Here is a 22407-nt window from a genome sequence, read left to right on the forward strand (position 1 = left end):
CGGGGACGGCGGCGGGCACGGGTTTCGCCGCCGCCGTGTCTCAGGTCCGCTGGCGGTTGCGCAGCGAGTCGAGGAAGACGGCCAGCAGGACGACGACGCCGACGACGATGTTCTGCCACTCCGGCTGGATCGACATGATCCGGAGGCCGTTGACCAGGACGCTCATGATGAGCGCACCGATCACGGTGCCGAGGATCGAGCCGCGGCCGCCGAGCAGCGAGGTGCCGCCGATGATCACGGCCGCGATGGCCTGCAGCTCGTAGCCCGTGCCGATCTGCGGCTGGGCCGAGTCGAGGCGGGCGGCGATCACGATGCCGGCGATGCCGGTGAAGGCGCCGGCGAACATGTAGATGAGGATCGTCCAGCGGCGCGTGTTGACGCCGGAGAGGCGCGTGGCCTCCTCGTTCGATCCGATCGCGAACGTGTACCGCCCGAGGAGCGTCTTCGACAGCACGAGCCAGGCGACGATCGCGAGGGCCGCGGTGATGAGCACCGCGTTCGGGATGCCGGGGATGAGCACGCCGAGCGCGATCTTCTTGAAGTCGGGAGCCGAGGTCGAGAAGTAGATCGGCGCGACGTTCGAGATGACGAGGGCGAGGCCGCCGGCGATCATCATCATGGCCAGCGTCGCGATGAACGGCGGCAACCGCAGGAAGGTGATGTTGACGCCGTTCACCAGACCCATGAGCACACCGGTCGCGATGCCGCCGAGTACGCCGACCCACACGGGCAGGCCCAGGTTGGTGATGAGCACACCCGTCATCACGGCGCAGAGCGCCATGCCGGTGCCGATCGACAGATCGATGCCGCCGGTGATGATGACGAACGTCGTGCCGAGGGCGAGGATGCCGATGACCGCGGTGGACAGCAGCACCGTGGCGATGTTGCTGAAGGTGAAGAAGTTCGGGCTGGCGATCGAGAAGAAGATGACCAGGACGATCAGGGTGCCGAACGCGAGCGACTGCTGGAACTGCCGCTTGAGGAACCCGGCGACGTCGCGCTTGTCGGTGTCCTCGTTGACGGCCGTCTGGATGATCGTCGTCGTCGACGATCCGGACTGCTGTGGGGTGCTCATCAGTCTTCCTCCCCGTGGGCTGCGAGTTGCATGATCTTCTCCTGGCTGGCTTCCTCGTTGCGGAGCGTCCCGGTGATGCGGCCGTTCGCGAACACAGCGATGCGGTTCGCGACCCGGAGGATCTCGGGGAGCTCCGACGAGATGACGATGATGGACTTGCCCGCGTCGGCGAGCTGCTGCATGAGGCGGTAGATCTCCTCCTTCGCACCGACGTCGATGCCTCGCGTCGGCTCGTCGAAGATGAGGATGTCGCAGTCGCGCATCAGCCACCGGGCGATGACGACCTTCTGCTGGTTCCCTCCGGAGAGGAGCTTGACGACCTGGTTGACCGAGGGGGTCTTCACCCGCAGCTGCTGGACGTATTCCTTGGTGCGGTTCTTCGCCTTGCTGTCGCCCATCCAGCCGATGCCGTTGGCGTAGGAGCCGAGCGACGCGAGCACGGTGTTGAAGGTCACGTCCTGCTCGAGCATGAGGCCGAGCAGCTTGCGATCCTCGGAGAGGTAGCCGACGCCGTGCTTGACCGCGTCCGCGGGCTGCGCGATGCGGACGGTGCGCCCGCCGATCGTGATCGTGCCGCCGTCGCGGTGGTCGGCGCCGATCACGGCCCGTGCGGTCTCGGTGCGTCCGGCGCCCATGAGGCCGGCGAATCCGAGGATCTCGCCCTTGTGCAGCTGGAACGACACGTCCTTGAGGAGCTTCCGCGTGGAGAGCCCCTGCACGTCGAGCACGATGGGGTCGTTGAGATGCTCCCGCGCCTGCGGACGCGTGCCCTCGTCGATCACGCGGCCGACCATCATCTCGATGATCGTCGGAATCGTGATCTCGGACTTGTCGAGTGATCCGATGTATGTGCCGTCGCGGAGCACGGTCACGCGGTCGGCGAGGCGGCGCAACTCGTCCATGCGGTGCGAGATGTAGACGATGCCGGTGCCCCGCGCCTTGAGCTGCTCGATGAGGACGAAGAGGGTCTCGACCTCGCTGTCGGTGAGGGCCGACGTCGGCTCGTCCATGATGAGGACCTTGGCGTTGAAGGACAGCGCCTTGGCGATCTCGACCATCTGCTGCTCGGCCACCGTCAGCTCTCCCACGCGCTGGCGGGGGTCGAGGTGGATGTCCAAACGCTGCAGCAGCTCGGCCGTCTGCCGGTTGAGCTTCCGCTCCGACAGGAACGGGCCCGTCGTGGGCTCGCGGCCGACGTAGATGTTCTGCGCGACCGTGAGGTCGGGCATCAGGTTGAGCTCCTGGTGGATGATCGTGATCCCCAGCTCCTGCGCCTGCAGCGGGCTGGTGAGCTCGACCTCCTGCCCCTCGAACGTGATCGTGCCCTCGTCCTTGGTGTAGATCCCGGAGAGGATCTTCATCAGGGTGGATTTGCCGGCACCGTTCTCACCCACGAGGACGAGCACCTCGCCGGCGCGCACCTCGAGATGCACGTCCTTCAGCGCCTGGACACCGGGGAATCCCTTGCTGATCCCCTCGACCCTCAGGATGGGTCCACTCATGCGCTCACCTGCTTCCTTGAAGGTTCTGTCGCGATTTCGGCGGACCGTTCCGCCGTAAACATCGGATCAATTCTGCGTCCTGCACCCGGGTCAGTGCAAGTTGTATCTAAATGTATCTAACGATCGGCGGCGGGGGAAGACCTGTAATAACATCTTGATCTCGAAGCGCCCGCGGGTCTCAGTGGAGACGGATGGAATCGACCGCCACGAGCTTGTCGCGGATGTAGGCGTTCGCGTGCGCCCCGAGTTCGTCGTTGTCCGTCCAGAGGTTGCGCCAGATGCCGAGCATGCGGCTGAGGTCAGGCGCGACCACGGCCGAGGAGAACGACTCGAACACGATGGGGCCGTCGTAGCCGATGCGTCCGAGCGCCTTGAAGAACGTGTCGAAGTCGACCGTCCCGGTGCCGAGATAGCCGCGGTGGCTCTCGCCGATGTGCACGTACCGCAGGGCCGGGGCCGCATCGAGCACCGGCCCGAACATATCCGACTCCTCGATGTTCATGTGGTACGTGTCCAGGTGGATGCCGAGGTTCGGACGGTCGACCTCAGCGAGGTACGCCAGCGCCTGCCGCGCGGTGTTCAGCACGTTGGTCTCGTAGCGGTTGACGACCTCGAGGGAGACGGAGACTCCCCGGTCGGCGGCGTGGTCCGCCACTCGGGCGATCGTCCGACGGCTCGAGGCGAGACCCTCGGGCGTGACCGGATCCATGTACTTCTTCATCGCGCTGTAGATCACGCCGCAGAAGTGCGTGCCCCCGAGCTCGGCGAGCACGTCGACCGCGCGGAGCAGGAGCGCCTCGCCCGCGGCCACCACGGCGGGGTCACCGCTGGTGATGTCGGTCTCGTCGGAGAGCCCGAGCGAGGCGCTGACCGCGAGTCCATGCTCCGCGAGGGCGGCCTTCGCGGCGGCGACGTCGAACGAGAACGGATCCATCAGCGGGAACTCGATGAGGTCGAAGCCCGCCTGCTTCGTCTTCTCGACCGCGAGCCGGATGCCGTCCGCGTCGAAGGTCCCCGTCCAGACGAGTCCGTGGCAGCCGATGTTCATGAGCGCTCCTCCGGCGGGTGTCCGGCACCGTCGCCGCGCGGACTTGGCACGTTACAAGTCCGGTGTGCGAGTCACGTTACGTCGCCGTCGACCGGGGTGTCAAGAACTTTCTTGGCACGTTACAAGTCCTCCGCTAGCCTGGGCCTCATCCGGCCGCACACCGACGGCCCCACCGTCGAAGGAGACCCATGTCCGCGAGCGTGAAGGACGTCGCGGCTCTCGCGGGGGTCTCGGCATCGACCGTGTCGAACTACCTCAATCACCCGCACGTCCTCGGCGCCGCCAGCCGCGAGCGGGTGCGCGCCGCGATCGCCGAGCTCGGCTTCGTGCCGAACGAGTCGGCTCGCCAGCTCCGCGCGGGATCGAGCAAGGCCCTCGCCCTCATCCTCCTCGACGCCTGGCTGCCGTACTTCAACGACCTCTCCCGCGGCGTCGACGACGTGGCGCGGGAGGGCGGCTGGTCGCTCTTCTTCAGCGACAGCGCCCGCGACGTCGCCCGCGAGGAGCAGAACATCGACATGTTCGAGGCCCACCGGGTGCAGGGCATCATCATCTATCCGCGCGGCGATGTCGTGCCGCGGCTGGAACAGCTCGCGACTCGCGGGATCCGCTCGGTGGTCGTCGGCCCCATCCGGGATTCGCCCTCCGTCGCCGCGGTCACCTTCGACGACCGCGGCGGCGGACGGCTGGCCGGCGAGCACCTGCTCTCCCTCGGCCGTCGCCGCATCCTGTTCCTCGGAGCCCCGACGGTGAGCCAGTCGAACGATCGTCTCGCCGGGCTGCGCGACGCGGTGGCGGGGACCGACGCCCGCATTTCCGTCCTCGACGTCGAACACCTCACGACCGAAGACGGCCTCCGGGCCGGGGCGCACCTGACGGATCTCCCGGCGCAAGAGCGCCCCGACGCGGTCTTCGCCGCGAACGACGGAGTGGCCCTCGGTGTGCTCACGCCGCTGCTCCGCCACGGCATCCGCGTGCCGGAGGAGATCGCGCTCGTCGGGTTCGACGACATCGCCGCCGCGCACCAGGGCGTGGTGCCGCTGACGAGCGTCCGGCAGCCCGGCTACGAGATCGGCCGCGCCGCCGGGGCCGCGCTGCTGCAGCTCCTCGCCGATCCGACCGCCGCGCCTCCGGCGCCGACGCCGTTCCCGGCCGAGCTCATCGTGCGGGAGTCCACCGTCGGGCGGTGAACCCGGCGTTCACAACTCAGGAGAAGAGCGCGGCTCCGCGTCGGAACGGCCCGTCCAGCCGCTTTCGCCGACGCAGCTCCTGAGTTGTGAACGGAGTCAGGCCGAGGGGTGGCCGACCACGCCCTTCCGGAGCAGTGCGTTGCCGTACTTGCGCGTCTCCCCCGTGCGCACCATCAGGTACGCCTCCTTCGCGACCTCGTAGTACGCGAAGCGCTCGACGAAGCGCGTGGTGTCGAGCTCCGTACCCGCCGCGGCCATGAGCTCGCGTTGCACATCCAGCACCTCGCCGTCGGCCGAGGTCATCAGGTCGATGCCGGGCGCGTCGTCGAGTGGCAGCACGCTGCGGATCGCGGCCACGACCTCCGGCGTCGTGGTCCCGGGAAGGTCGACCACCCGTGCGCCCAGTCCCCACGCCGGGAAGTGCGCGTCGGCGACGACCACCGCGTCGGAGTGCCCCATCCGGTCGAGATGCAGCAGCAGCTCCCCGGTCAGCAGCGGGTGGATTCCTTCGAGCACGGCGGCTCCTCTCGATCGGGGGGTCAGGACGCGGGGATCAGGCCCTCGGCGGCGAGGTTCTCCCACAGCGCGGAGGGGATCTGCAGCGAAGCGTACTCGGCGTTCTGCCTGAGCTGGGCCGGACGGCTGCCCCCGACGACCACCGAGCGCACCACGTCAGACTGCAGCGGGAACCGGATCGCCGCGGCCGGCAGGGGCACATCGTGATCGGCGCACACCGCGGCGATGCGCACGAGGCGGTCCCACAGCTCGTCGGGGAGCTGCCCGTACTCGTAGCGGCCATCGCGTCGCGGCTCGTTCGAGGCGAGCAGGCCGGAGTTGAACACCGACGCCGCGACGATCCCGGTCCCGGTCTCGCGGCACGCGGGCAGCACGTCGACCGCGGCGGGCTGCTCCAGCAGCGTGTACCGACCGGCCACCATCACGAGGTCGAGGTCGGCCGAACGCACCGATGCCGCGAGGGCGTCCGACACCATCGAGCCGATGCCGATCGCGGTCACCTCATCGTCGGCGCGCAACTGCTCCAGGGCGGGAAGGGCCTCGGCGAGCGCGAGGTCGAGGTCGTGCCGCTCCGGGTCGTGCAGGTAGAGGAGGTCGATGCGCTCGATGCCCAGGCGCTCGCGCGACTCCTCCAGGCTCGCCCGGATGCCGTCCGCCGAGAAGTCCCACACGCGCTGGAGGTCGTCCGGCACGTGGAAGTCGTTCGCGGTGTCGAGGCCGCCGGCGTGGTCGGGGTTCGGGCGCAGCAGACGGCCGACCTTGGTCGAGAGCACGTACTCGTCGCGCGGCTTGGTCTGCAGGAAGGCTCCGAGTCGGCGCTCGGACAGCCCGAGGCCGTAGTGCGGAGCGGTGTCGTAGAAGCGGATGCCGCTCTCCCACGCCGCGTCCAGCACCGCCCACGCGTCGTCGTCGGACAGCTCACGGAAGAGGTTGCCGACGTTCGCGGCACCGTAGCCGAGGGTCGGGACGGTCAGGCGCTCAGGCGTGGACATGCGCACCCGTCCAGGTGTACTCCGCGATGCTGTCGGCCTTCATCTCCATGCCCGTACCCGGCGCGGTCGGAGCCATGTAGGAGCCGCCCTGGATGTCGGTCGGCACGACGAAGTGCTCGTGCAGGTGGTCGACGAACTCGATCAGGCGGCCCTCGCGGGTCCCGGAGACGGCGACGAAGTCGAACATCGACAGGTGCTGCACGGCCTCGCACAGCCCCACGCCGCCGGCGTGCGGGCACACCGGCACGTCGAACTTCGCCGCGAGCAGCAGGTTGGCGATGTTCTCGTTCACTCCCGCGACGCGGACGGCGTCGATCTGCATGACCGAGATCGCGTCGGCCTGCAGGAGCTGCTTGAAGATCATCCGGTTCTGTGCGTGCTCCCCCGTGGCGACGCGGATGGGAGCGACGCCGCGGGCGATCTCGGCGTGCCCGAGGATGTCGTCGGGGCTGGTGGGCTCCTCGATCCATGCGGGGTGGAACTCGGCGAGCGCGTTCACCCACTCGATCGCCTCGGAGACCTCCCAGCGCTGGTTCGCGTCGATCGCGATGGGGAAGTCCGGGCCGCACACCTCCCGGGCCTTCCGGAAGCGGCGGATGTCGTCGTCGAGGTCGGCGCCGACCTTGAGCTTGATCTGCGTGAACCCGTCGGCCATGGCCTCGCGGGCGAGGCGCTCGAGCTTCTCGTCGGAGTAGCCCAGCCAGCCGGGGCTGGTCGTGTAGCCGGGGTAGCCGGTGGCGAGGAGCTGCTGCTCGCGCTCGGCCCGCCCGGGCTCCGCCGCGCGCAGGATCTCCAGCGCCTCCTCGCGGGTGAGGGCGTTGGTGAGGTAGCGGAAGTCGACGAGGTCGACGAGCTCCTCCGGGGCCATCCGGGCGAGGAGCTGCCAGAGCGGCAGGCCCGCGCGCTTGGCCTTGATGTCCCACAGCGCGTTGATGACGGCGCCGATGGCCATGTGCATGACGCCCTTCTCCGGCCCCAGCCAGCGGAGCTGCGAGTCGCCGATGATCTCGCGGAACGTGCCGCCCATGTCATCGAGCAGCGGTTCGATCTCCCGCCCGACGAGGTGTCCGGCGAGCGCGTCGATGGCCGCGACCTGCACGTCGTTGCCGCGGCCGATCGTGAAGACGAAGGCGTGCCCCTCGATGCCGTCGCCGGCGTCCGTGCGGACGATGACGTACGCGGCGGAGTAGTCGGGGTCCGGGTTCATCGCGTCGGAGCCGTCGAGGCTCAGCGACGTGGGGAAGCGGATGTCGGTGGTGTCGAGGGCGACGATACGGCTCACGGGGTTCCTCTCCATGCGCGGGTCGTTCTTCCGCGCGGATCTCTTGGAGTGTAAACATCCGATGTCTATACTGTCAACGAGACCGGCCGCTGAGCAGCGGCCTCCCGAACGATCAGGAGAATCATGAAGTTCGCGCGGCTCGGCACCCCGGGGGCGGAGATCCCCGTCCTCCTGGAGGGTGACCGCTACCTCGACCTCCGCCCGGTGACATCCGATGTCAACGGCGACTTCCTTGCGGGAGACTTCGTCGCCCGCGTCGCCGCCGCCCGCGACGCCGGGGAGCTCCCCGAGCTGCCGGACGCCGCGACGATGCGCATCGGCGCCCCGATCGCCCGCCCGAGCGCGGTGATCTGCATCGGGATGAACTACGCCGCGCACGCCGCGGAGTCGGGGTCGGAGCCGCCGACCATCCCCATCATCTTCCTCAAGACGCCCAACACGGTCGTCGGCCCCAACGACGCGGTGACGATCCCGCGCGGGAGCGAGAAGACCGACTGGGAGGTCGAGCTCGGCATCGTCATCGGCGCCCGCACCGCCTACCTCGACTCCCCGGAGGAGTCGATGGCGCACGTGGCCGGCTTCGTCGCCGCGAACGACGTGTCGGAACGGGACTTCCAGATGGCGGTGTCCGGCGGGCAGTGGTCGAAGGGCAAGATCGCCTTCGGCTTCAATCCCACGGGTCCCTGGCTGGTCACCCCGGACGAGGTGGACCATCAGGCGCTCGGCCTCCGCAGCTTCGTGAACGGCGAGCCGCGGCAGGACTCGAACACGAGCGACATGATCTTCACGGTCGAGCAGATCGTGCACCACCTGTCGCAGTACGTGACGCTCGAGCCCGGTGACCTGATCCTCACCGGCACCCCGCAGGGCGTGGCCCTGTCCGGCACGTACCCCTACCTGGCCGCGGGCGACGTGGTGGAGATCGAGATCGACAGCCTCGGACGCCAGCGCCAGGACTTCATCGCATGGGAGGCAGAGAAGTGACCCTTCGAACTCAGGGAACCGACGCGGAAGGCCTCGTGGCCATCGTCACCGGAGGAGCCTCCGGCATCGGCGCGGCGATCGCCGACCGTCTGCACGAGGACGGCGTCATCGTCGCGGTCCTCGATCGTGACACCACGCACGCCGACGAGCGGTTCGCCGCGTTCACCGCCGACGTCTCCGACCGCGCGAGCGTGGACGCCGCCGTCGCCGCCGTCGCCGAGCGCTTCGGCCGCATCGACATCGTCGTCAACAACGCCGGCGTCGGCGCACAGGGCGACATCGCCGCGAACGACGACGACGAGTGGGCCCGCGTCCTCTCCATCAACGTCACGGGCATCGCTCGGGTGACCTCGGCGGCGCTCCCCTGGTTGCGGACGTCCCCCGCCGCCGCCGTATGCAACACGGCCTCGATCGCCTCGACCACCGGACTCCCGCAGCGGGCGCTGTACTCCGCATCGAAGGGAGCCGTGTCGGCGCTGACCCGCGCGATGGCCGCCGATCATCTGCGCGAGGGCATCCGCGTCAATGCGGTCAACCCCGGCACGGCGGACACCCCCTGGGTCGGACGACTGCTCGACTCCGCGGCCGACCCCGCCGCCGAGCGGGCCGCGTTGGAGGCACGGCAGCCCCACGGACGACTCGTGAGCCCCGACGAGGTCGCCGCCGCGGTGGCCTACCTCGTGAGCCCCGCCGCGGGCTCCACCACGGGCACCTTCATCGAGGTCGACGGGGGGATGGCGCAGCTCCGCCTCCGCCCCGAGTGACTCGGTCTTCTCCGACGGCCCGGTGTCTCCCCGCGAGGCCCCGGGCCGTTCTCGTCCCGTCCCGCCCCGTCCTGCCCCGCCGTTCGGGATCAGAACCGCCCCCCGATCCCGCCCCGCACGCCCCTTTCTCATCCTGCACGCCGCCTCGCCGCGCGGGCGGGATCAGAATCGCCCCCCGACGCCGCGGCCGCGGACCGTTTCCCATCCCGCACGCCACGAGGCGCCCGGAGGGACGAGCGTGAGCGGTACGGTACCCATCCGGCCGGGATCAAAAGCGGGCCTGGACGGGGCTCCGAAGGTGGCATATTGCACTCGCCCCGCGTAAGGGGGGGGAGGGGGACTAGAGGGAGTAGAAGGAGGTGGCGGTGGCGTGGAAGAGGGCGTCGTGATCGATGCCGCGGGACGTGGCCCAGGCCGCCACGGCGTCGGCCCAGCGGCTGCGTGCGGACGGCTGATACACCGGAGAGCCGTCGGCGGAAGCGCGGGGATCGTCCGGCACCGCGGGGCCGACCGCCGACACGGGCCAGTCGCTCCCCCACATCAGGCGCTCGGGACCGAAGACGTCGGCCGCGATGTCGAGGAAGGGTTCGAGCTGCGCGAGGCTCCAGTCCCCTCCGGCCTCCGCGGGCAGTCCGGACACCTTGCAGAACACCCCGGGGTGTCGCGCCAGCTCGGCGAGGTCGCGCTCCCACTCCACAGAGGGCGTGCGCGGAGCAGAAGCCGTCCCGACCTCCGGCTTGCCGAGGTGATCGAGCACGATCCGCAGCTCGGGGATCGCGCCGGACAGTCGTGCGACGTCGGGGAGCTGCGCGGCACGCACGCACGCGTCGAAGGTCCACCCGTGCGCCGCGACCTCGCGGGCCCCGGAGATGAAGGCCGACGAGAGCATCATGCCGTCCGGCTCCCCCTGCAGCAGATGACGCACGCCGACCACGAGGGGCTCCGCGGTGAGGCTCTCCAGGTGCACCGTGGTGTCGGTGCCGCGATCGAGCCGAGCGCCGGCGACGATGCCGACCACCCCGAGTCGTTCCGCCTGCCCTGCCACCCACCGCACCTCCGCGAGGAAGTCGTCCTCGGCGGTCTCGGCCTGCACGAACACGGCCCGCTCCTCCGTGGCCCGCTCCACCCGCGCATGCTCGAACTCGCCGGCAGCGAAGCGCCGCGCGAGCGGTCCCTCGAGCCACGTGTACCCGAGGGCCTCCGGGTCCCACAGGTGCAGGTGCGAGTCGAGGATGCGCATGCCCCCATCCTGCCGCAGACATCGGATGTTGTGCGAGGATGAGCGCCATGGCAGTGACGGACGAGGCGATCGAGAAGATCAAGGCGATGATCGTGTCGGGCGAACTGGCCCCCGGCGATCGCCTGCCCCCGGAGAAGGAGCTCTCCGAGCGCCTCGGCCTCTCCCGCAACTCGATGCGCGAAGCGGTCAAGGCGCTGGAGGTCATCCGCGTGCTCGACGTCCGTCGTGGTGACGGCACCTATGTCACGAGCCTGGAGCCGCACCTGCTGCTGGAGGCGATCGCGTTCGTCGTGGACATGCACGACGACGACTCGATGCTGGAGATGTTCGCCGTCCGCCGGATGCTCGAATCGCAGGCCACCGGGCTCGCGGCGACCCTGGGCACGGACGAGGCGATCGCGGCCCTGCAGGACGAGGTGGAGGCCGTCGACGCCTCCGTCGGCATCGAGGAGCTCGTCGACCACGACATCCGCTTCCACCGCGAGATCGTGGGCATGGCGGGCAACGCCTACCTCGCGAGCCTCATCGAGCACCTGAGCAGCCAGACGGTCCGGGCCCGGGTGTGGCGGGGGCTCACGGAGGGCGGCGCCGTGGAGCGCACCCTGTCGGAGCACCGCGCCATCGCCGACGCCATCGCCCAGCGCGACTCGGCACTGGCCACCTCCCTCGCCACGGCCCACATCGCGGGTGTCGAGCGGTGGTTGCGGCAGGCCGCCTCGGCCTGACCCGTCAGGCGCCGAGACGCTCCATCGCGGCGTCGAACTCGGCCGCCGAGCTGTCGCTGACCTCGTGGAACAGCACCTGGTCGAGCACGCCGGGCGCGGCGGTGAAGTAGGGGACGCCGGCAGCGCGCAGCCCGGTGATGTCATCGGCCGTCCGCAGCGACGCGGCGAGGACGTTGGAGGCGCTGCCCGCGCACATCTCCTGCATCCGGGCGATGAGGGCGTCGCCGTCCATGCCCGCGTCGCGCATGCGCCCGAGGTAGGGCGCGATGTACTGGGCACCGATCGAAGCGCACGCGAGCGCCTGCGCGACGGAGTAGACCGCCGTGACGAGGACCGTGGCCCCGTCACGGATGAGGGCGGAAGCGGCGGCGAACCCGGCTGCGGTCGCGGGCACCTTCACCGCGACGCGGTCGCCGAGCGCGCGGATGCCCTCCGCGTTCCGGAGGAAGGAGGCGGTGTCACCACCCCACGTCTGGAAGAACACCTCCCGAGCGCCCTCCTCGACCCAGCGGGCGTAGAGGTCGGGGATCTCCCCAGCCGTCCGCCCGCCACGCTCGAGGATCGTGGGGTTCGTCGTGACACCGTGCACGACCCCCGCGGAGAGCAGCCGCGCGACACGGTCGGTGTCGGCGCTGTCGACGTACAGGCGGGGCGCGATCGCGGTCATCGGGGTCTCCTCGCGGGCAACCTGTCGTTACAGGTGGGGCTTCGGCTAATGTAATGACAGCTCCCGAACCTTGTCAAAGACCGGGAGTCCCGCGCTGTCGAGGAGGATCAGGAGCGAGATGACACCCGCACACCCCGGCGACCGCTCCGGCGTCGTCATCGTCGGCAGCGTGACGGCCGACGTCACGACCTTCTCCCAGCGGCTCCCGGCCCGCGGCGAGACCATCCTCGGCGACGAGTTCACGCTGATGCTCGGCGGCAAGGGCGCGAACCAGGCCGTCGCGGCGGGACGCTCCGGCGCCCGCACGAGCTTCGTCGGCTGCGTCGGCGACGACCTGTTCCACGACCTCGTGGTGGACGGTCTCACCGCCGCCGGCGTCGACCTCGCGCACCTGCGCACCGTCCCGGGCCCCACCGGAATCGCGCACATCCGCGTCGACGCCTCCGCGCAGAACGACATCGTCATGGTGCCGCTCGCGAACGCCGCTCTGAGCACCGAGCAGATCGACGAGGCCCTCGCAGCGCTCGCCCCCACGACCTCGGTGCTGCTCACCCAGCTCGAGACCCCGTCCGCCCTGACCGCCCACATCACCGCGCGGGGACGCGAGCACGGCATGACCGTGATCCTCGATCCGGCACCGGCGGCGGAGCTGGCAGCGGAGATCTGGCGGAGCATCGACATCGTCACCCCGAACGAGACCGAGGCATCGCTCATCAGCGGCATCCAGGTGACCGACGCCGCCTCCGCCGAACGCGCCGGACACTGGTTCCTGGAGCAGGGTGTGGGCGCCGCGGTCATCACGTTGGCCGGACAGGGGTCGTGCGTCGTCACCGCCGAGGGCGCCACCGTCGTCCCGCCGTTCCCCGTGGAGGCCGTCGACACCACCGCCGCGGGCGACGCCTATGCCGGCTACCTCGGCGCCGCGCTCGCGAGCGGAGCGGCCCTCACCGATGCGGTGCGGCTGGCGACCGCCGCGGGCGCCCTCACCGTCACGAAGCAGGGGGCCTCGCCCAGCCTCCCCCACCGCGCCGACGTCGAGGCCTTCCTCGCCGCGCGCACCGCGGCCCCCGTCGCGAACTGAACCAGGAGCACACGATGCGCAAGACCTCGACCACGATCAACCCCGCGCTCTCCCGCGTCATCAGCGAGACCGGGCACACCGATCTGATCGTCGTGACCGATGCCGGGCTGCCGATCCCGCCGGGCGCCGAGCGCATCGACCTCGCCTACCGTCCCGGCGCCCCCGCCTTCCTCGACGTGCTCGACACGGTGCTCGCGGAGCTCGTCGTCGAGGGCGCGACGGTGTCGGCCGAGGTCGCCGAGAAGAGCCCGGAGGTGCTCGACGCCCTGCGCGAGCGCTTCGCCGATGCGGGGTTCGAGATCGAGCTGGTCCCGCACGTCGAGTTCAAGCGGCGCACGCACGCCGCCCGCGCCTTCGTGCGCTCCGGGGAGTTCACCCCGTACGCGAACGTGATCCTGCACGCGGGGGTGGCGTACTGATGTCCCTCATCGAGGACGCCATCGACCGCCACAGCGCGGCGCCCATGTACGACCAGCTCCGGCAGCTCATCATCGACGGCATCGCCCGCGACGGTCTGCAGCCGGGCGATCCTCTTCCCGGCGAGCACCGGCTGTGCGAGCGCTACGGCATCTCCCGCACGGTCGTTCGGCAGGCGCTGGCGCAGCTCGAGCACGAGGGACTCGTCGAGCGCGTGAAGGGCAAGGGCACGTTCGTCTCCCGCCCGCGCACGAGCGAGAGTCTCGTGCACACACTCGTCGGGCTGTACGACGACGTCGAGCGGCGCGGTGGCCATGTGCACAGCGACGTCCTCCGCCACGAGCAGACCGTCGCGGACGAGGAGGTCGCCCTGGCCCTGGAGGTGCCGGTCGGATCGCCGGTGATCGTGCTGGAGCGGCTGCGACACGTGGACGGCGAGCCCTGGTCGCTCTCGACCACGTGGATGCCCGAGGCGGTGGGGGCGGTGACGCTCGGCGCGGATCTCACCGAGGCGTCGCTGTACCGGCTGCTCGCCGACCACGGCATTATCGCCACGCACGGCGTCCGCTCGGCCGAGGCGACCGTCGCCACGCACGAGCAGGCTCAGCACCTCGGTGTGAGCGCCGGCTCCGCCCTCCTCCGTCTGCGCAGCATCAGCCGCAGTGAGGACGGCGTGCCGATCGAGTACTTCATCGCGTACCACCGCGGAGACCGCTCGCGCTTCGAGTTCCAGCTCCAGCAGGAGCAGTCCCAGGCCTCGTTGATGCACGTGGACGGATCGGGCGGCGCCTCCCCCGCGGGCACGGTGGGCTGACAGCGGCCCCGGTACGCTCGAGGCATGAGCGACTGGACCAGCACCGCGATCGCCCTGCTGGAAGCCGATGCCAACCGCAGCGCCGACACACACCTGCACCTGTTCCCGCTGCCGCCGGAGTGGGGCATCGACCTCTACCTCAAGGACGAGTCGGTGCACCCGACCGGCTCGCTCAAGCACCGCCTCGCGCGCTCCCTCCTCCTCTACGGGCTCGTCAACGGGCGCATCCGTGAGGACACGACCCTCGTGGAGTCCTCGAGCGGATCGACCGCGGTGTCGGAGGCCTACTTCGCCCGCATGCTGGGGCTGAAGTTCATCACCGTCGTGCCCCGGTCGACGGTGCAGGAGAAGATCGACCTCATCGAGTTCTACGGCGGAACCTGCCACTTCGTCGACCGCCCGGAGGACATGTCGTCGGAGGCCCAGCGCCTGGCGGCGGACTGCACCGGGCACTACCTCGACCAGTTCACGTTCGCGGAGCGCGCGACCGACTGGCGCGGCAACAACAACATCGCCGAGAGCGTGTTCAGCCAGCTCGCCCAGGAGCGGCATCCGATCCCCCGCTGGATCGTCACGGGCGCCGGCACCGGCGGCACCAGCGCGACGTTCGGCCGCTATGTGAAGTACCGCCGCCATGACACCCGGATCGCGGTCGTCGACCCCGAGGGCTCGGCCTTCTACGACGGCTGGGCGGGGACGGTCGACCCGCCGGCCGGGCGGCCCAGCCGCATCGAGGGCATCGGGCGGCCGCGGGTGGAGGCCTCGTTCGTGCCGTCCGTGATCGACGAGATGATCCAGGTGCCGGACGCGGGCTCCATCGCCGCGATCCGCCTCCTCCGCGAGCGCACCCTGCACTGGGCGGGCGGCTCCACCGGCACGAACCTCTACGGCGCGTTCCAGCTCATCGCCCGGATGCGTGCCGCCGGCGAGACCGGCAGCGTCGTGACCCTCATCTGCGACAGCGGTGTGCGCTACGCCGGCACGTACTACTCCGACGAGTGGGTGGCGCAGCAGGGGTGGGACCTCGCCCCGCACCGTGCGCGGCTGGAGCGGTTCCTGGAGACCGGGGTCTGGGCGGAGTGATCCCCGGGTTACGCTGACCCCATGACCACGCTCATCCTCACCGTCGCGGGTGCCGATCGTCCTGGCCTCGTGGCCGCCGTCGCCGATGTCGTCGATGCCCACGGCGGCAACTGGGAGAACAGCTCCCTCGCCGAGCTCGCCGGCACGTTCGCGGGTGTCATCGAGGTGTCCGTGCCGACGGAGCGCACCGGGGAGCTCGAGACCGCGCTCCGGGCGATCCAGGGCCAGGGGCTGCTCACGCTGTCGGTGCTCACCGGCACGCCGGGGCCGTCGGAGGACGAGGAGCAGCTGATCGTGATGCAGGTGCTCGGCAACGACCGCCCCGGCATCGTGCGGGAGGTGTCGGCGGTGCTGAACGCGCACGCCCTGAGCATCGAGGAGCTCACGACCGAGACCCGGGAGGCCGCGATGGCCGGCGGGCGACTGTTCGAGGCCTCGGTGATCGCGAAGGTCCCGCCGACGGTCGACCTCGACGCCCTGCGCGCCGACCTCGAGCGCCTCGCGTCGGAGATCCAGGTCGACATCACCCTCGGCTGACCCCGTTCGAATCGCCTGAATGGCTCTATCCGGCCGCCGGATGCGATCGCGCGATTCGAACGCAGTCAGAGGCCGGAGTATCGCCGCACCCAGTACTCGGTGTAGGCGACGTGGGCGGACGCGGCGGCGGAGGCTGCCACCGGATCCGCAGCGGCGAGGCCGCGCAGGATCGCGCGGTGACCGGCATCGGAGTGGATCTTGAGCTCCGCGGCGTCCTCCGGGTCGGATATCCGGTAGGCCCGGGAACGGGAGCGCAGCACGTCGATCAGGCTGGTCAGGGCCTCGTTGCCCGCGACCGATGAGATCGCCATGTGGAACTCGTGGTCGAGGCGGGACTGCGCCTCGAAGTCCGTCGTCGACTCGATCTCCGTGAGCACCTCGTCGAGCGCGGCCACCGTGTCGTCGTCGATACGGGCCGCGGCGAGCGCCGCCGCATGGGGCTCGAGCACCCGTCGGAGCTCCGTCAGTTCCAGCACCCCGGCCATCGGCAGCAGTCCGACCGTGAGGGACAGGCTGCCGATGAGGTCGGCGGCGCGGAGCTCGCTGACGTAGCTCCCGGAGCCGTGCCGCGTCTCCAGCACGCCCAGTGCGGCGAGGGTGCGGATGGCTTCGCGGAGCGATCCCCGTGAGACGCCGAGCCGTTCGCACAGCTCTCCCTCGCTCGGCAGCCGGTCGCCGGGGCGCAGAGCGCCGTCGGCGATGAGGGCCCGCAGCCCGTGCAGCGCCGTGTCGAGTGCGCTCATCGTCATCCTCTCCGCCACTACCCCACCCCTCGTGAAGTCTGTCGGACACACCGGCGGCCGCAAACTCGTATGACAACTATGTTTCATCTTCGCGCTTTCGTAGCCAAAACCGAAGGCGTGTGGCAAAGTTGTGCAACAACTCGCCCCCACTCACCGATGAGGTCCGATGCCCGCTCCGCAGTTCCCCGCTCCGCTCACGCTGAACTCCGGCCTGCGGGCGCGCGACGCCTGGCCGCTCGACCCGATCGTGATCCACCTCAACCACGGGTCCTTCGGGGCGGTGCCGTCGGTGGTGGTCGCCCATCAGGACGCCCTGCGCCGCCGCGCCGACCTGAGCCCCGTCGAGTGGTTCCCGCGCATCGCGGAGCGGGTGCAGGAGGCGAGGCAGCGGACGGCTCCGTTCGTCGGCGCCCGCGCGGAGGACAGCGTGTTCGTGCCCAACGCCTCCGCCGCGGCCACCGTCATCTACAACGCCCTCCAGCTCGAGAGCGGCGACGAGATCCTCGTCACCGACCAGGGCTACGGGGCCATCACCATGGGAGCCGAGCGCCTCGCCCGCCGGTTCGGCGCCGCCGTCCGCACGGTCGCCCTGCCCCTGCTCGCCGATGACGACGAGATCGTGCAGCTGTTCGCCGACGCCCTCACCCCGCGCACGCGGCTGCTCGTCGTCGACCAGATCACCTCGCCCACGGCTCGCCTGCTGCCGACCCGCCGCATCGCCGACCTCGCGGCCGAGCGCGGCGTGCGCACCCTGGTCGACGGCGCCCACGCCCCCGGCCTCATCCCGGACGCGGCGGCCGTCGCCGGCGGCGACTGGTGGTTCGGCAACCTGCACAAGTGGCCCTGCGCCCCGCGCGGCTCCGCCCTCCTGGTCACCACCGCCCCCGACCGCGACGAGCTCTGGCCGCTGATCGACTCCTGGGCCGCGCGCGAGCCGTACCCCGAGCGCTTCGACACGCAAGGCACGATCGACGCCACGACGTACCTCGCCACCCCCACCGCGATCGAGTTCATCGAGGCCGAGTTCGGATGGGCGGCCGCCCGCGAAGCCATGGCAGCGCGCGCCGACGCGGGGGCCGAGCTCATCGCCGAGGCCCTGCGCCCGTTCGGCGACGAGGACCCGCTGACCCCGCTCCCCTCCCCGGTGCCGTCCATGCGCCTCATCCGGCTGCCGCTCGGCCTCGGCGCCACCCGCGAGGAGGCCGACGCGCTGCGCATGGACCTCCTCGACGAGGTCGGCGTGGAGACCGCGTTCACGAGCTTCCGCGGCGTCGGCTACTTCCGCCTCTCCGCGCACCTGTACACCGAGGCCGCCGACGTCGAGGCGTTCGTCGAGCGCTGCGTCCCGGCGATCCTGCACCGCGCGGGCATCCGCCCCGCCGACGCCCTCATCCTCCCCTGACCCGCATCACCTCCCGCACGACCCACCCGAACACCCACCCACCCCCACCGAGAGGCACATCGTGAAGAACAAGATCTTGACGACCGCAGCCGGAGTCGGCACCGTCGCCGTCCTCGCACTCACCGGATGCTCCGGAGGCTCCGGCTCGTCCGGCGGCGACGGCAGCGTCACACTCCAGATGGTCGAGAGCCTGACGAACCCGGCGCGCACCGAGCTCCTGCGCGGACTGCTCGACGAGTTCGAGAAGGACAACCCCGACATCACCGTCACCCTGGTCTCCCCGCCCACCGAGCAGGCCGACCAGAAGATCCAGCAGATGCTGCAGTCCGGCAAGGGCGTCGACGTGCTCGAGGTGCGCGACATCACCGTCGGGCCGTTCGCGAACAACGGCTGGCTGTACGACCTGGGCGACGATCTGAAGGAGTGGGACGGCTGGGACGCCCTGACCGAGAACGCGCAGTCGGCATCGGTCGCGGAGGACGGCAAGAGCTACTTCGTCCCCTACGGCTTCTACGGCCTGTCGCTGTTCTACCGCACGGACCTCGTCGAGCAGGCCGGCTTCGACGGCCCGCCGCACAGCTGGAAGGACCTGCTGGAGCAGGCGTCCGCCATCCAGGACCCGTCGAACAACATCTACGGCTACGCCTTCCGCGGCGGGCAGAACGCCAACAGCAACGTCGTCGCGGCGATCGAGGCCTACACGATCGACGGCCTCGACACGGAGGACGCGTTCCTCATGGAGGACGGCTCGACGATCTTCGCCGCGCCCGAGGCCCAGGAGGCCGTCGACGACTACTTCGACCTCTTCAAGGAGGCCTCGCCGCCGTCCGCCGTCTCGTGGGGCTACCCCGAGATGGTCGCCGGGTTCACCAACGGCACCACCGCGTTCCTGCTGCAGGACCCCGAGGTCATCGCGACGGTGCAGGACTCCTCGCTGACCGAAGACCAGTGGGACACCGCCCCGCTGCTCGTCGGCCCGTCCGGCAAGGCCGCGCAGCCCCTCGCCGTCGCCGGCTGGGGTGTCGCGGAGAACAGCGAGCACAAGGAGGCGGCGGTCAAGCTCGTCGAGTTCCTGTCGTCGGCCGAGCCCGCCACCGAGTTCGCGCAGGCGAACAGCCTCGTCCCGATCATCGCGGCCGCCGCGGACGACGAGTTCTACTCGACCGGCCCCTGGACGAGCTACGTCACCATGACCGAGGACCCGGAGACCTACGTCAACGTGCGTCAGCCGCGCGGGGTGAGCTGGTGGACCGAGTGGATCCAGAAGTCCGACCAGGACGTGCAGAGCGTGCTGCTCGGCAACATGTCCACGAAGGACCTCCTCGCCTCGTGGGACGCGTTCTGGACCGAGAAGTACGCCGCGGAGAAGGGTTGATCCGTGGCCCGCACCATCCGTGAAGGGGGCTCCGTCGGCACCGCCGGCGGGGCCTCCCCGGCATCGCGTCGTCGCCCCTTCCGGAGTCGCACTGCGCTCACCCTGCTGGCGTTCCTCGCGCCGGCGATCGTCTTCGTCTGCTGGTTCACGTACTGGCCGATGCTGCAGGGCGCCCGCATGGCGTTCCACGACTGGAACCTGTGGGACCTCACGTCGACCCCGTTCGTCGGCATCGACAACTTCCTCGCCGTCTTCCGGGACCCGGCGTTCCCGACCGTGGCGTGGAACTCCGTGCTCTGGGTGGTCGGCTCGCTCGTGCCGCAGCTCGTGATCGGCTTCCTCATCGCTCTCGCCCTGCGCAAGCGATTCCGCTTCCGCGGGCTCTACCAGGCGCTGGTGTTCTTCCCGTGGGCGGTGTCCGGCTTCCTGATCGGCATGCTGTTCCGCTGGATGTTCAACGCCGAGTTCGGCGTCGTCAACGACCTGCTCATGAAGGCGGGTCTGATCGACGCGCCGCTGCCGTGGCTGGCCGATCCGAAGCTCGCGATGTTCGCCGTGATCGTCGCGAACATCTGGTACGGCGTGACCTTCTTCGCGATCATGATCCTCGCGGCCCTGCAGTCGGTGCCGGACGAGATGCTGGAGGCGGCGAGCCTCGACGGCGCCGGCAAGGTGCGGCAGCTGTTCTCGATCATCATCCCGTACATCTCGATGACGTTGCTGCTGACGATCCTGCTGCGCGTGATCTGGATCTTCAACTTCCCCGACATCATCTACGCGATGACGAACGGCGGCCCGGCCAACCAGACCCACATCATCACGACGTGGATGATCAACTACACGCAGCAGGGCAACTACGGCATCGCGAGCGCCATCGGGCTCATCGTCGTGGCCTTCCTCATGGTGTTCTGCGCGTTCTACCTGATGGCGATGCGGAGAGTGCAGCGATGACCATCACCTCATCCGTCCGGACCGGCTCCTCGGTCACCGAGACGCGCCGCATCACGGTGCCCGACCCGAAGGCCGCCCCGCACCCGAAGCCCCGGGTGACGGTGGGCGGCGTGGTGCGTGTCGTCGGCCTGGGGCTGTGGCTGCTCATCACGCTGTTCCCGCTGTACTGGATCACGCTCACCGCGTTCAAGTCGCCGGGCACGATCAACCGCTTCCCGATCGAGTACTGGCCGAGCGAGCCCTCGCTCGACAACTTCACGAGCCTGTTCGAGAAGAGCTCGTTCGGGACGTTCCTGGCCAACTCGGCCATCGTGGCGGTGTCGGCCGGCGCGGTGGCGACGCTCATCGCCCTGCTCAGTGCGTACGTGCTGGCGCGGTTCGAGTTCCGCGGCAAGGGGGCGGTGCTCATCGCGTTCCTGCTGACGCAGATGATCCCGGCGTTCATCGCCCTGGGACCGCTGTACTCGATGATGACCGACCTGGGACTCGTCGACACCAAGCCGGGGCTCATCCTCGTCTACATCGCGATCTGCATCCCGTTCTCCACGGTCATGCTGCGGGGCTTCTTCGAGAACGTCCCCGACGCGCTGGAGGAGGCGGCGATGATCGACGGCTGCTCGCGCCTTGGTGCCCTGTTCCGGGTGCTCGTGCCGGTGATGACGCCCGGCATCATCGCGGCGTTCATCTTCAACTTCGTGAACTGCTGGAACGAGCTGTTCCTGTCGGTCGTGCTGATGAACACCGACGCGAACCGCACCGTCCCATCGGCGCTGAACGGCTTCATCTCCACGTTCAACATCGACTGGGGCTCCATGAGCGCCGCGGCCGTGCTGACCATCCTCCCGACGATGGTGATGTTCGCCCTCGCCAGCCGCTGGATCGTCCAGGGCCTCACGGCCGGGGCCGTCAAGGAGTAACCCGCCCGAATCGCGCACATGGTCCCATTCCGCGACGGAATGGGACCATTTGCGCTCTTCGAAGGCTTAGACGAGCCGGGACTTCGGCGACACCGAGTACGTGTGCTCGGCGTCGCGGTTGACCGTGTCGCCGAGAGCCTCGTCGATCGCGGTCATCGTGTCGGCGTCGAGCTTCACGCCGGAGGCCTTGACCGTGTCGGCGAGCTGCTCCGGGCGGGAGGCGCCGACGAGGGCCGCCGCGACGTTCGGGTTCTGCAGTACCCACGCGATCGCGAGCTGCGGCATCGAGAGCCCCGCCTGCTCGGCGATCGGCTTGAGGCGCTGCACCGCGGTGAGGATGTCGTCCCGCAGGAAGCTCTTGATGAAGCCCGCGCCCGAGTTCTGGTCGGTCGCCCGCGAGCCCTCCGGCACCGGCTGCCCCGGCAGGTACTTGCCGCTGAGCACGCCCTGCGCCATCGGCGACCAGACGATCTGCGAGATGCCGAGCTCCTCCGACGCGGGGACGACCTTGCCCTCGATGACCCGCCACAGCATCGAGTACTGCGGCTGGTTCGAGATGAGCTGGATGCCGAGCTGCTTCGCCAGCGCGTGCCCGTCGCGGAGCTGCTCCGCGGTCCACTCCGAGACGCCGATGTAGAGCGCCTTGCCCTGCCGCACGATGTCGGCGAAGGCCTGGAACGTCTCCTCCAGCGGGGTCTCGTGGTCGAAGCGGTGCGCCTGGTACAGGTCGACGTAGTCGGTGCCGAGACGCTGCAGCGAGCCGTTGATCGACTCCATGATGTGCTTGCGGCTCAGGCCGGTGTCGTTCGGACCCTTGGGACCGGTCGGGAAGTAGACCTTCGTGAAGATCTCGAGGCTCTCGCGACGCTGACCCTCCAAGGCCTTGCCGAGCACGACCTCGGCGGCCGTGTTGGCGTACGTGTCCGCGGTGTCGAACGTGGTGATGCCGGCATCCAGGGCGGCGTGCACGGTCTTGACCGCGGCGTCGTCCTCGACCTGCGAGGCGTGCGTGACCCAGTTGCCGTAGGTGATCTCCGAGACCTTGAGACCGCTGTTGCCGAGATAGCGATAGTTGACCATGGACCAACGCTAGTCCCGCCAG

23 protein-coding genes are annotated in these 22407 nt (G+C 69.8%); 13 read left to right on the forward strand and 10 right to left on the reverse strand.

Annotated features, from left to right (window positions below):
* Positions 1-40: 40 nt before the first annotated feature.
* The 3 genes from AC3B5L_RS15435 to AC3B5L_RS15445 form a co-directional block, all read right to left on the reverse strand.
* Positions 41-1075, reverse strand: coding sequence for an ABC transporter permease (locus tag AC3B5L_RS15435; protein ID WP_025105378.1), 1035 nt, complete (start codon positions 1073-1075; stop codon positions 41-43).
* The gene (locus AC3B5L_RS15440) at positions 1075-2577 is read right to left on the reverse strand and encodes a sugar ABC transporter ATP-binding protein (RefSeq protein ID WP_025105377.1); all 1503 of its coding nucleotides are present in this window, start codon (positions 2575-2577) and stop codon (positions 1075-1077) included. The genes AC3B5L_RS15435 and AC3B5L_RS15440 overlap by 1 nt, the downstream gene beginning before the upstream one ends.
* Before the next feature lie 178 nt (positions 2578-2755).
* Positions 2756-3625, reverse strand: a complete 870-nt coding sequence (locus AC3B5L_RS15445; RefSeq protein WP_259954347.1) for a sugar phosphate isomerase/epimerase family protein — start codon at positions 3623-3625, stop codon at positions 2756-2758.
* A gap of 188 nt (positions 3626-3813) precedes the next feature.
* Here AC3B5L_RS15445 and AC3B5L_RS15450 point away from each other — a divergent pair, with 188 nt between their 5' ends.
* The gene (locus AC3B5L_RS15450) at positions 3814-4815 is read left to right on the forward strand and encodes a LacI family DNA-binding transcriptional regulator (RefSeq protein WP_490095956.1); all 1002 of its coding nucleotides are present in this window, start codon (positions 3814-3816) and stop codon (positions 4813-4815) included.
* 96 nt (positions 4816-4911) lie between these two features.
* Here AC3B5L_RS15450 and AC3B5L_RS15455 read toward each other — a convergent pair whose 3' ends face one another.
* From AC3B5L_RS15455 to AC3B5L_RS15465, 3 genes are read right to left on the reverse strand one after another with little or no spacing between them, the layout of a single operon-like run.
* A complete protein-coding gene (locus tag AC3B5L_RS15455) occupies positions 4912-5331 on the reverse strand; it encodes an RbsD/FucU family protein (protein WP_025105374.1) in 420 nt (139 codons plus the stop codon).
* Between the two features lie 23 nt (positions 5332-5354).
* The gene (locus tag AC3B5L_RS15460; RefSeq protein ID WP_259954349.1) at positions 5355-6323 is read right to left on the reverse strand and encodes an aldo/keto reductase; all 969 of its coding nucleotides are present in this window, start codon (positions 6321-6323) and stop codon (positions 5355-5357) included.
* On the reverse strand, positions 6310-7605 hold the full coding sequence (locus AC3B5L_RS15465; RefSeq protein WP_259954351.1) for an L-fuconate dehydratase: 1296 nt from the start codon (positions 7603-7605) through the stop codon (positions 6310-6312). Before AC3B5L_RS15465 ends, AC3B5L_RS15460 begins: the two co-directional genes overlap by 14 nt.
* Before the next feature lie 123 nt (positions 7606-7728).
* Here AC3B5L_RS15465 and AC3B5L_RS15470 point away from each other — a divergent pair, with 123 nt between their 5' ends.
* Both AC3B5L_RS15470 and AC3B5L_RS15475 read left to right on the forward strand, forming a co-directional pair.
* Complete coding sequence (locus tag AC3B5L_RS15470; protein ID WP_187662524.1) at positions 7729-8589, forward strand: fumarylacetoacetate hydrolase family protein; 861 nt, start codon at positions 7729-7731, stop codon at positions 8587-8589.
* A complete protein-coding gene (locus AC3B5L_RS15475) occupies positions 8571-9353 on the forward strand; it encodes an SDR family NAD(P)-dependent oxidoreductase (protein WP_259954354.1) in 783 nt (260 codons plus the stop codon). The genes AC3B5L_RS15470 and AC3B5L_RS15475 overlap by 19 nt, the downstream gene beginning before the upstream one ends.
* A gap of 340 nt (positions 9354-9693) precedes the next feature.
* On the opposite strand, the gene AC3B5L_RS15480 is transcribed toward AC3B5L_RS15475, so the two are convergent.
* The gene (locus AC3B5L_RS15480; RefSeq protein ID WP_292793399.1) at positions 9694-10593 is read right to left on the reverse strand and encodes an amidohydrolase family protein; all 900 of its coding nucleotides are present in this window, start codon (positions 10591-10593) and stop codon (positions 9694-9696) included.
* A 47-nt stretch (positions 10594-10640) separates the two neighbouring features.
* Here AC3B5L_RS15480 and AC3B5L_RS15485 point away from each other — a divergent pair, with 47 nt between their 5' ends.
* On the forward strand, positions 10641-11318 hold the full coding sequence (locus tag AC3B5L_RS15485) for a FadR/GntR family transcriptional regulator (protein WP_187662527.1): 678 nt from the start codon (positions 10641-10643) through the stop codon (positions 11316-11318).
* Between the two features lie 4 nt (positions 11319-11322).
* Here AC3B5L_RS15485 and AC3B5L_RS15490 read toward each other — a convergent pair whose 3' ends face one another.
* Positions 11323-11985, reverse strand: coding sequence for a transaldolase family protein (locus tag AC3B5L_RS15490; RefSeq protein ID WP_259954358.1), 663 nt, complete (start codon positions 11983-11985; stop codon positions 11323-11325).
* 118 nt (positions 11986-12103) lie between these two features.
* On the opposite strand from AC3B5L_RS15490, the gene AC3B5L_RS15495 reads away from it, so the two are divergent.
* The 5 genes from AC3B5L_RS15495 to AC3B5L_RS15515 are packed head-to-tail and all read left to right on the forward strand — an operon-like array spanning position 12104 to position 15917.
* On the forward strand, positions 12104-13066 hold the full coding sequence (locus tag AC3B5L_RS15495; protein WP_259954360.1) for a ribokinase: 963 nt from the start codon (positions 12104-12106) through the stop codon (positions 13064-13066).
* 14 nt (positions 13067-13080) lie between these two features.
* The gene (gene rbsD, locus AC3B5L_RS15500) at positions 13081-13485 is read left to right on the forward strand and encodes a D-ribose pyranase (protein WP_187662530.1); all 405 of its coding nucleotides are present in this window, start codon (positions 13081-13083) and stop codon (positions 13483-13485) included.
* Complete coding sequence (locus tag AC3B5L_RS15505; RefSeq protein WP_187662531.1) at positions 13485-14297, forward strand: GntR family transcriptional regulator; 813 nt, start codon at positions 13485-13487, stop codon at positions 14295-14297. Before rbsD ends, AC3B5L_RS15505 begins: the two co-directional genes overlap by 1 nt.
* A 24-nt stretch (positions 14298-14321) precedes the next feature.
* On the forward strand, positions 14322-15380 hold the full coding sequence (locus AC3B5L_RS15510; protein ID WP_187662532.1) for a PLP-dependent cysteine synthase family protein: 1059 nt from the start codon (positions 14322-14324) through the stop codon (positions 15378-15380).
* Between the two features lie 21 nt (positions 15381-15401).
* Positions 15402-15917 (forward strand): glycine cleavage system transcriptional repressor, encoded by a 516-nt coding sequence (locus tag AC3B5L_RS15515; RefSeq protein ID WP_187662533.1) that lies wholly within the window; start codon positions 15402-15404, stop codon positions 15915-15917.
* Positions 15918-15982: 65 nt separating this feature from the next.
* Here AC3B5L_RS15515 and AC3B5L_RS15520 read toward each other — a convergent pair whose 3' ends face one another.
* A complete protein-coding gene (locus AC3B5L_RS15520; RefSeq protein ID WP_060922368.1) occupies positions 15983-16660 on the reverse strand; it encodes a FadR/GntR family transcriptional regulator in 678 nt (225 codons plus the stop codon).
* A 166-nt stretch (positions 16661-16826) separates the two neighbouring features.
* Between AC3B5L_RS15520 and AC3B5L_RS15525 the strand changes: the two genes are divergently transcribed.
* From AC3B5L_RS15525 to AC3B5L_RS15540, 4 genes are all read left to right on the forward strand, one after another.
* A complete protein-coding gene (locus AC3B5L_RS15525; RefSeq protein WP_259954362.1) occupies positions 16827-18062 on the forward strand; it encodes an aminotransferase class V-fold PLP-dependent enzyme in 1236 nt (411 codons plus the stop codon).
* A 61-nt stretch (positions 18063-18123) separates the two neighbouring features.
* Positions 18124-19437 (forward strand): ABC transporter substrate-binding protein, encoded by a 1314-nt coding sequence (locus AC3B5L_RS15530; protein ID WP_259954363.1) that lies wholly within the window; start codon positions 18124-18126, stop codon positions 19435-19437.
* Positions 19438-19440: 3 nt separating this feature from the next.
* A complete protein-coding gene (locus AC3B5L_RS15535; RefSeq protein WP_490095957.1) occupies positions 19441-20388 on the forward strand; it encodes a carbohydrate ABC transporter permease in 948 nt (315 codons plus the stop codon).
* The gene (locus AC3B5L_RS15540) at positions 20385-21305 is read left to right on the forward strand and encodes a carbohydrate ABC transporter permease (protein ID WP_259954364.1); all 921 of its coding nucleotides are present in this window, start codon (positions 20385-20387) and stop codon (positions 21303-21305) included. Before AC3B5L_RS15535 ends, AC3B5L_RS15540 begins: the two co-directional genes overlap by 4 nt.
* Positions 21306-21371: 66 nt before the next feature.
* Here AC3B5L_RS15540 and AC3B5L_RS15545 read toward each other — a convergent pair whose 3' ends face one another.
* Entirely contained in the window at positions 21372-22385 is a 1014-nt protein-coding gene (locus tag AC3B5L_RS15545; RefSeq protein ID WP_259954365.1) for an aldo/keto reductase family protein, read from the reverse strand.
* Between the last annotated feature and the right edge of the window lie 22 nt (positions 22386-22407).

The sequence above is a fragment of the Microbacterium sp. C-MGS6 genome (assembly GCF_058140415.1).

Coding starts and splice junctions, on each gene's coding strand:
- AC3B5L_RS15435 (WP_025105378.1), bottom strand. CDS start 1,075: ATGAGCACCCCACAGCAGTCCGGATCGTCGACGACGACGATCATCCAG.
- AC3B5L_RS15440 (WP_025105377.1), bottom strand. CDS start 2,577: ATGAGTGGACCCATCCTGAGGGTCGAGGGGATCAGCAAGGGATTCCCC.
- AC3B5L_RS15445 (WP_259954347.1), bottom strand. CDS start 3,625: ATGAACATCGGCTGCCACGGACTCGTCTGGACGGGGACCTTCGACGCG.
- AC3B5L_RS15450 (WP_490095956.1), top strand. CDS start 3,814: ATGTCCGCGAGCGTGAAGGACGTCGCGGCTCTCGCGGGGGTCTCGGCA.
- AC3B5L_RS15460 (WP_259954349.1), bottom strand. CDS start 6,323: ATGTCCACGCCTGAGCGCCTGACCGTCCCGACCCTCGGCTACGGTGCC.
- AC3B5L_RS15470 (WP_187662524.1), top strand. CDS start 7,729: ATGAAGTTCGCGCGGCTCGGCACCCCGGGGGCGGAGATCCCCGTCCTC.
- AC3B5L_RS15475 (WP_259954354.1), top strand. CDS start 8,571: ATGGGAGGCAGAGAAGTGACCCTTCGAACTCAGGGAACCGACGCGGAA.
- AC3B5L_RS15480 (WP_292793399.1), bottom strand. CDS start 10,593: ATGCGCATCCTCGACTCGCACCTGCACCTGTGGGACCCGGAGGCCCTC.
- AC3B5L_RS15485 (WP_187662527.1), top strand. CDS start 10,641: ATGGCAGTGACGGACGAGGCGATCGAGAAGATCAAGGCGATGATCGTG.
- AC3B5L_RS15490 (WP_259954358.1), bottom strand. CDS start 11,985: ATGACCGCGATCGCGCCCCGCCTGTACGTCGACAGCGCCGACACCGAC.
- AC3B5L_RS15495 (WP_259954360.1), top strand. CDS start 12,104: ATGACACCCGCACACCCCGGCGACCGCTCCGGCGTCGTCATCGTCGGC.
- rbsD (WP_187662530.1), top strand. CDS start 13,081: ATGCGCAAGACCTCGACCACGATCAACCCCGCGCTCTCCCGCGTCATC.
- AC3B5L_RS15505 (WP_187662531.1), top strand. CDS start 13,485: ATGTCCCTCATCGAGGACGCCATCGACCGCCACAGCGCGGCGCCCATG.
- AC3B5L_RS15510 (WP_187662532.1), top strand. CDS start 14,322: ATGAGCGACTGGACCAGCACCGCGATCGCCCTGCTGGAAGCCGATGCC.
- AC3B5L_RS15515 (WP_187662533.1), top strand. CDS start 15,402: ATGACCACGCTCATCCTCACCGTCGCGGGTGCCGATCGTCCTGGCCTC.
- AC3B5L_RS15520 (WP_060922368.1), bottom strand. CDS start 16,660: ATGAGCGCACTCGACACGGCGCTGCACGGGCTGCGGGCCCTCATCGCC.
- AC3B5L_RS15525 (WP_259954362.1), top strand. CDS start 16,827: ATGCCCGCTCCGCAGTTCCCCGCTCCGCTCACGCTGAACTCCGGCCTG.
- AC3B5L_RS15540 (WP_259954364.1), top strand. CDS start 20,385: ATGACCATCACCTCATCCGTCCGGACCGGCTCCTCGGTCACCGAGACG.
- AC3B5L_RS15545 (WP_259954365.1), bottom strand. CDS start 22,385: ATGGTCAACTATCGCTATCTCGGCAACAGCGGTCTCAAGGTCTCGGAG.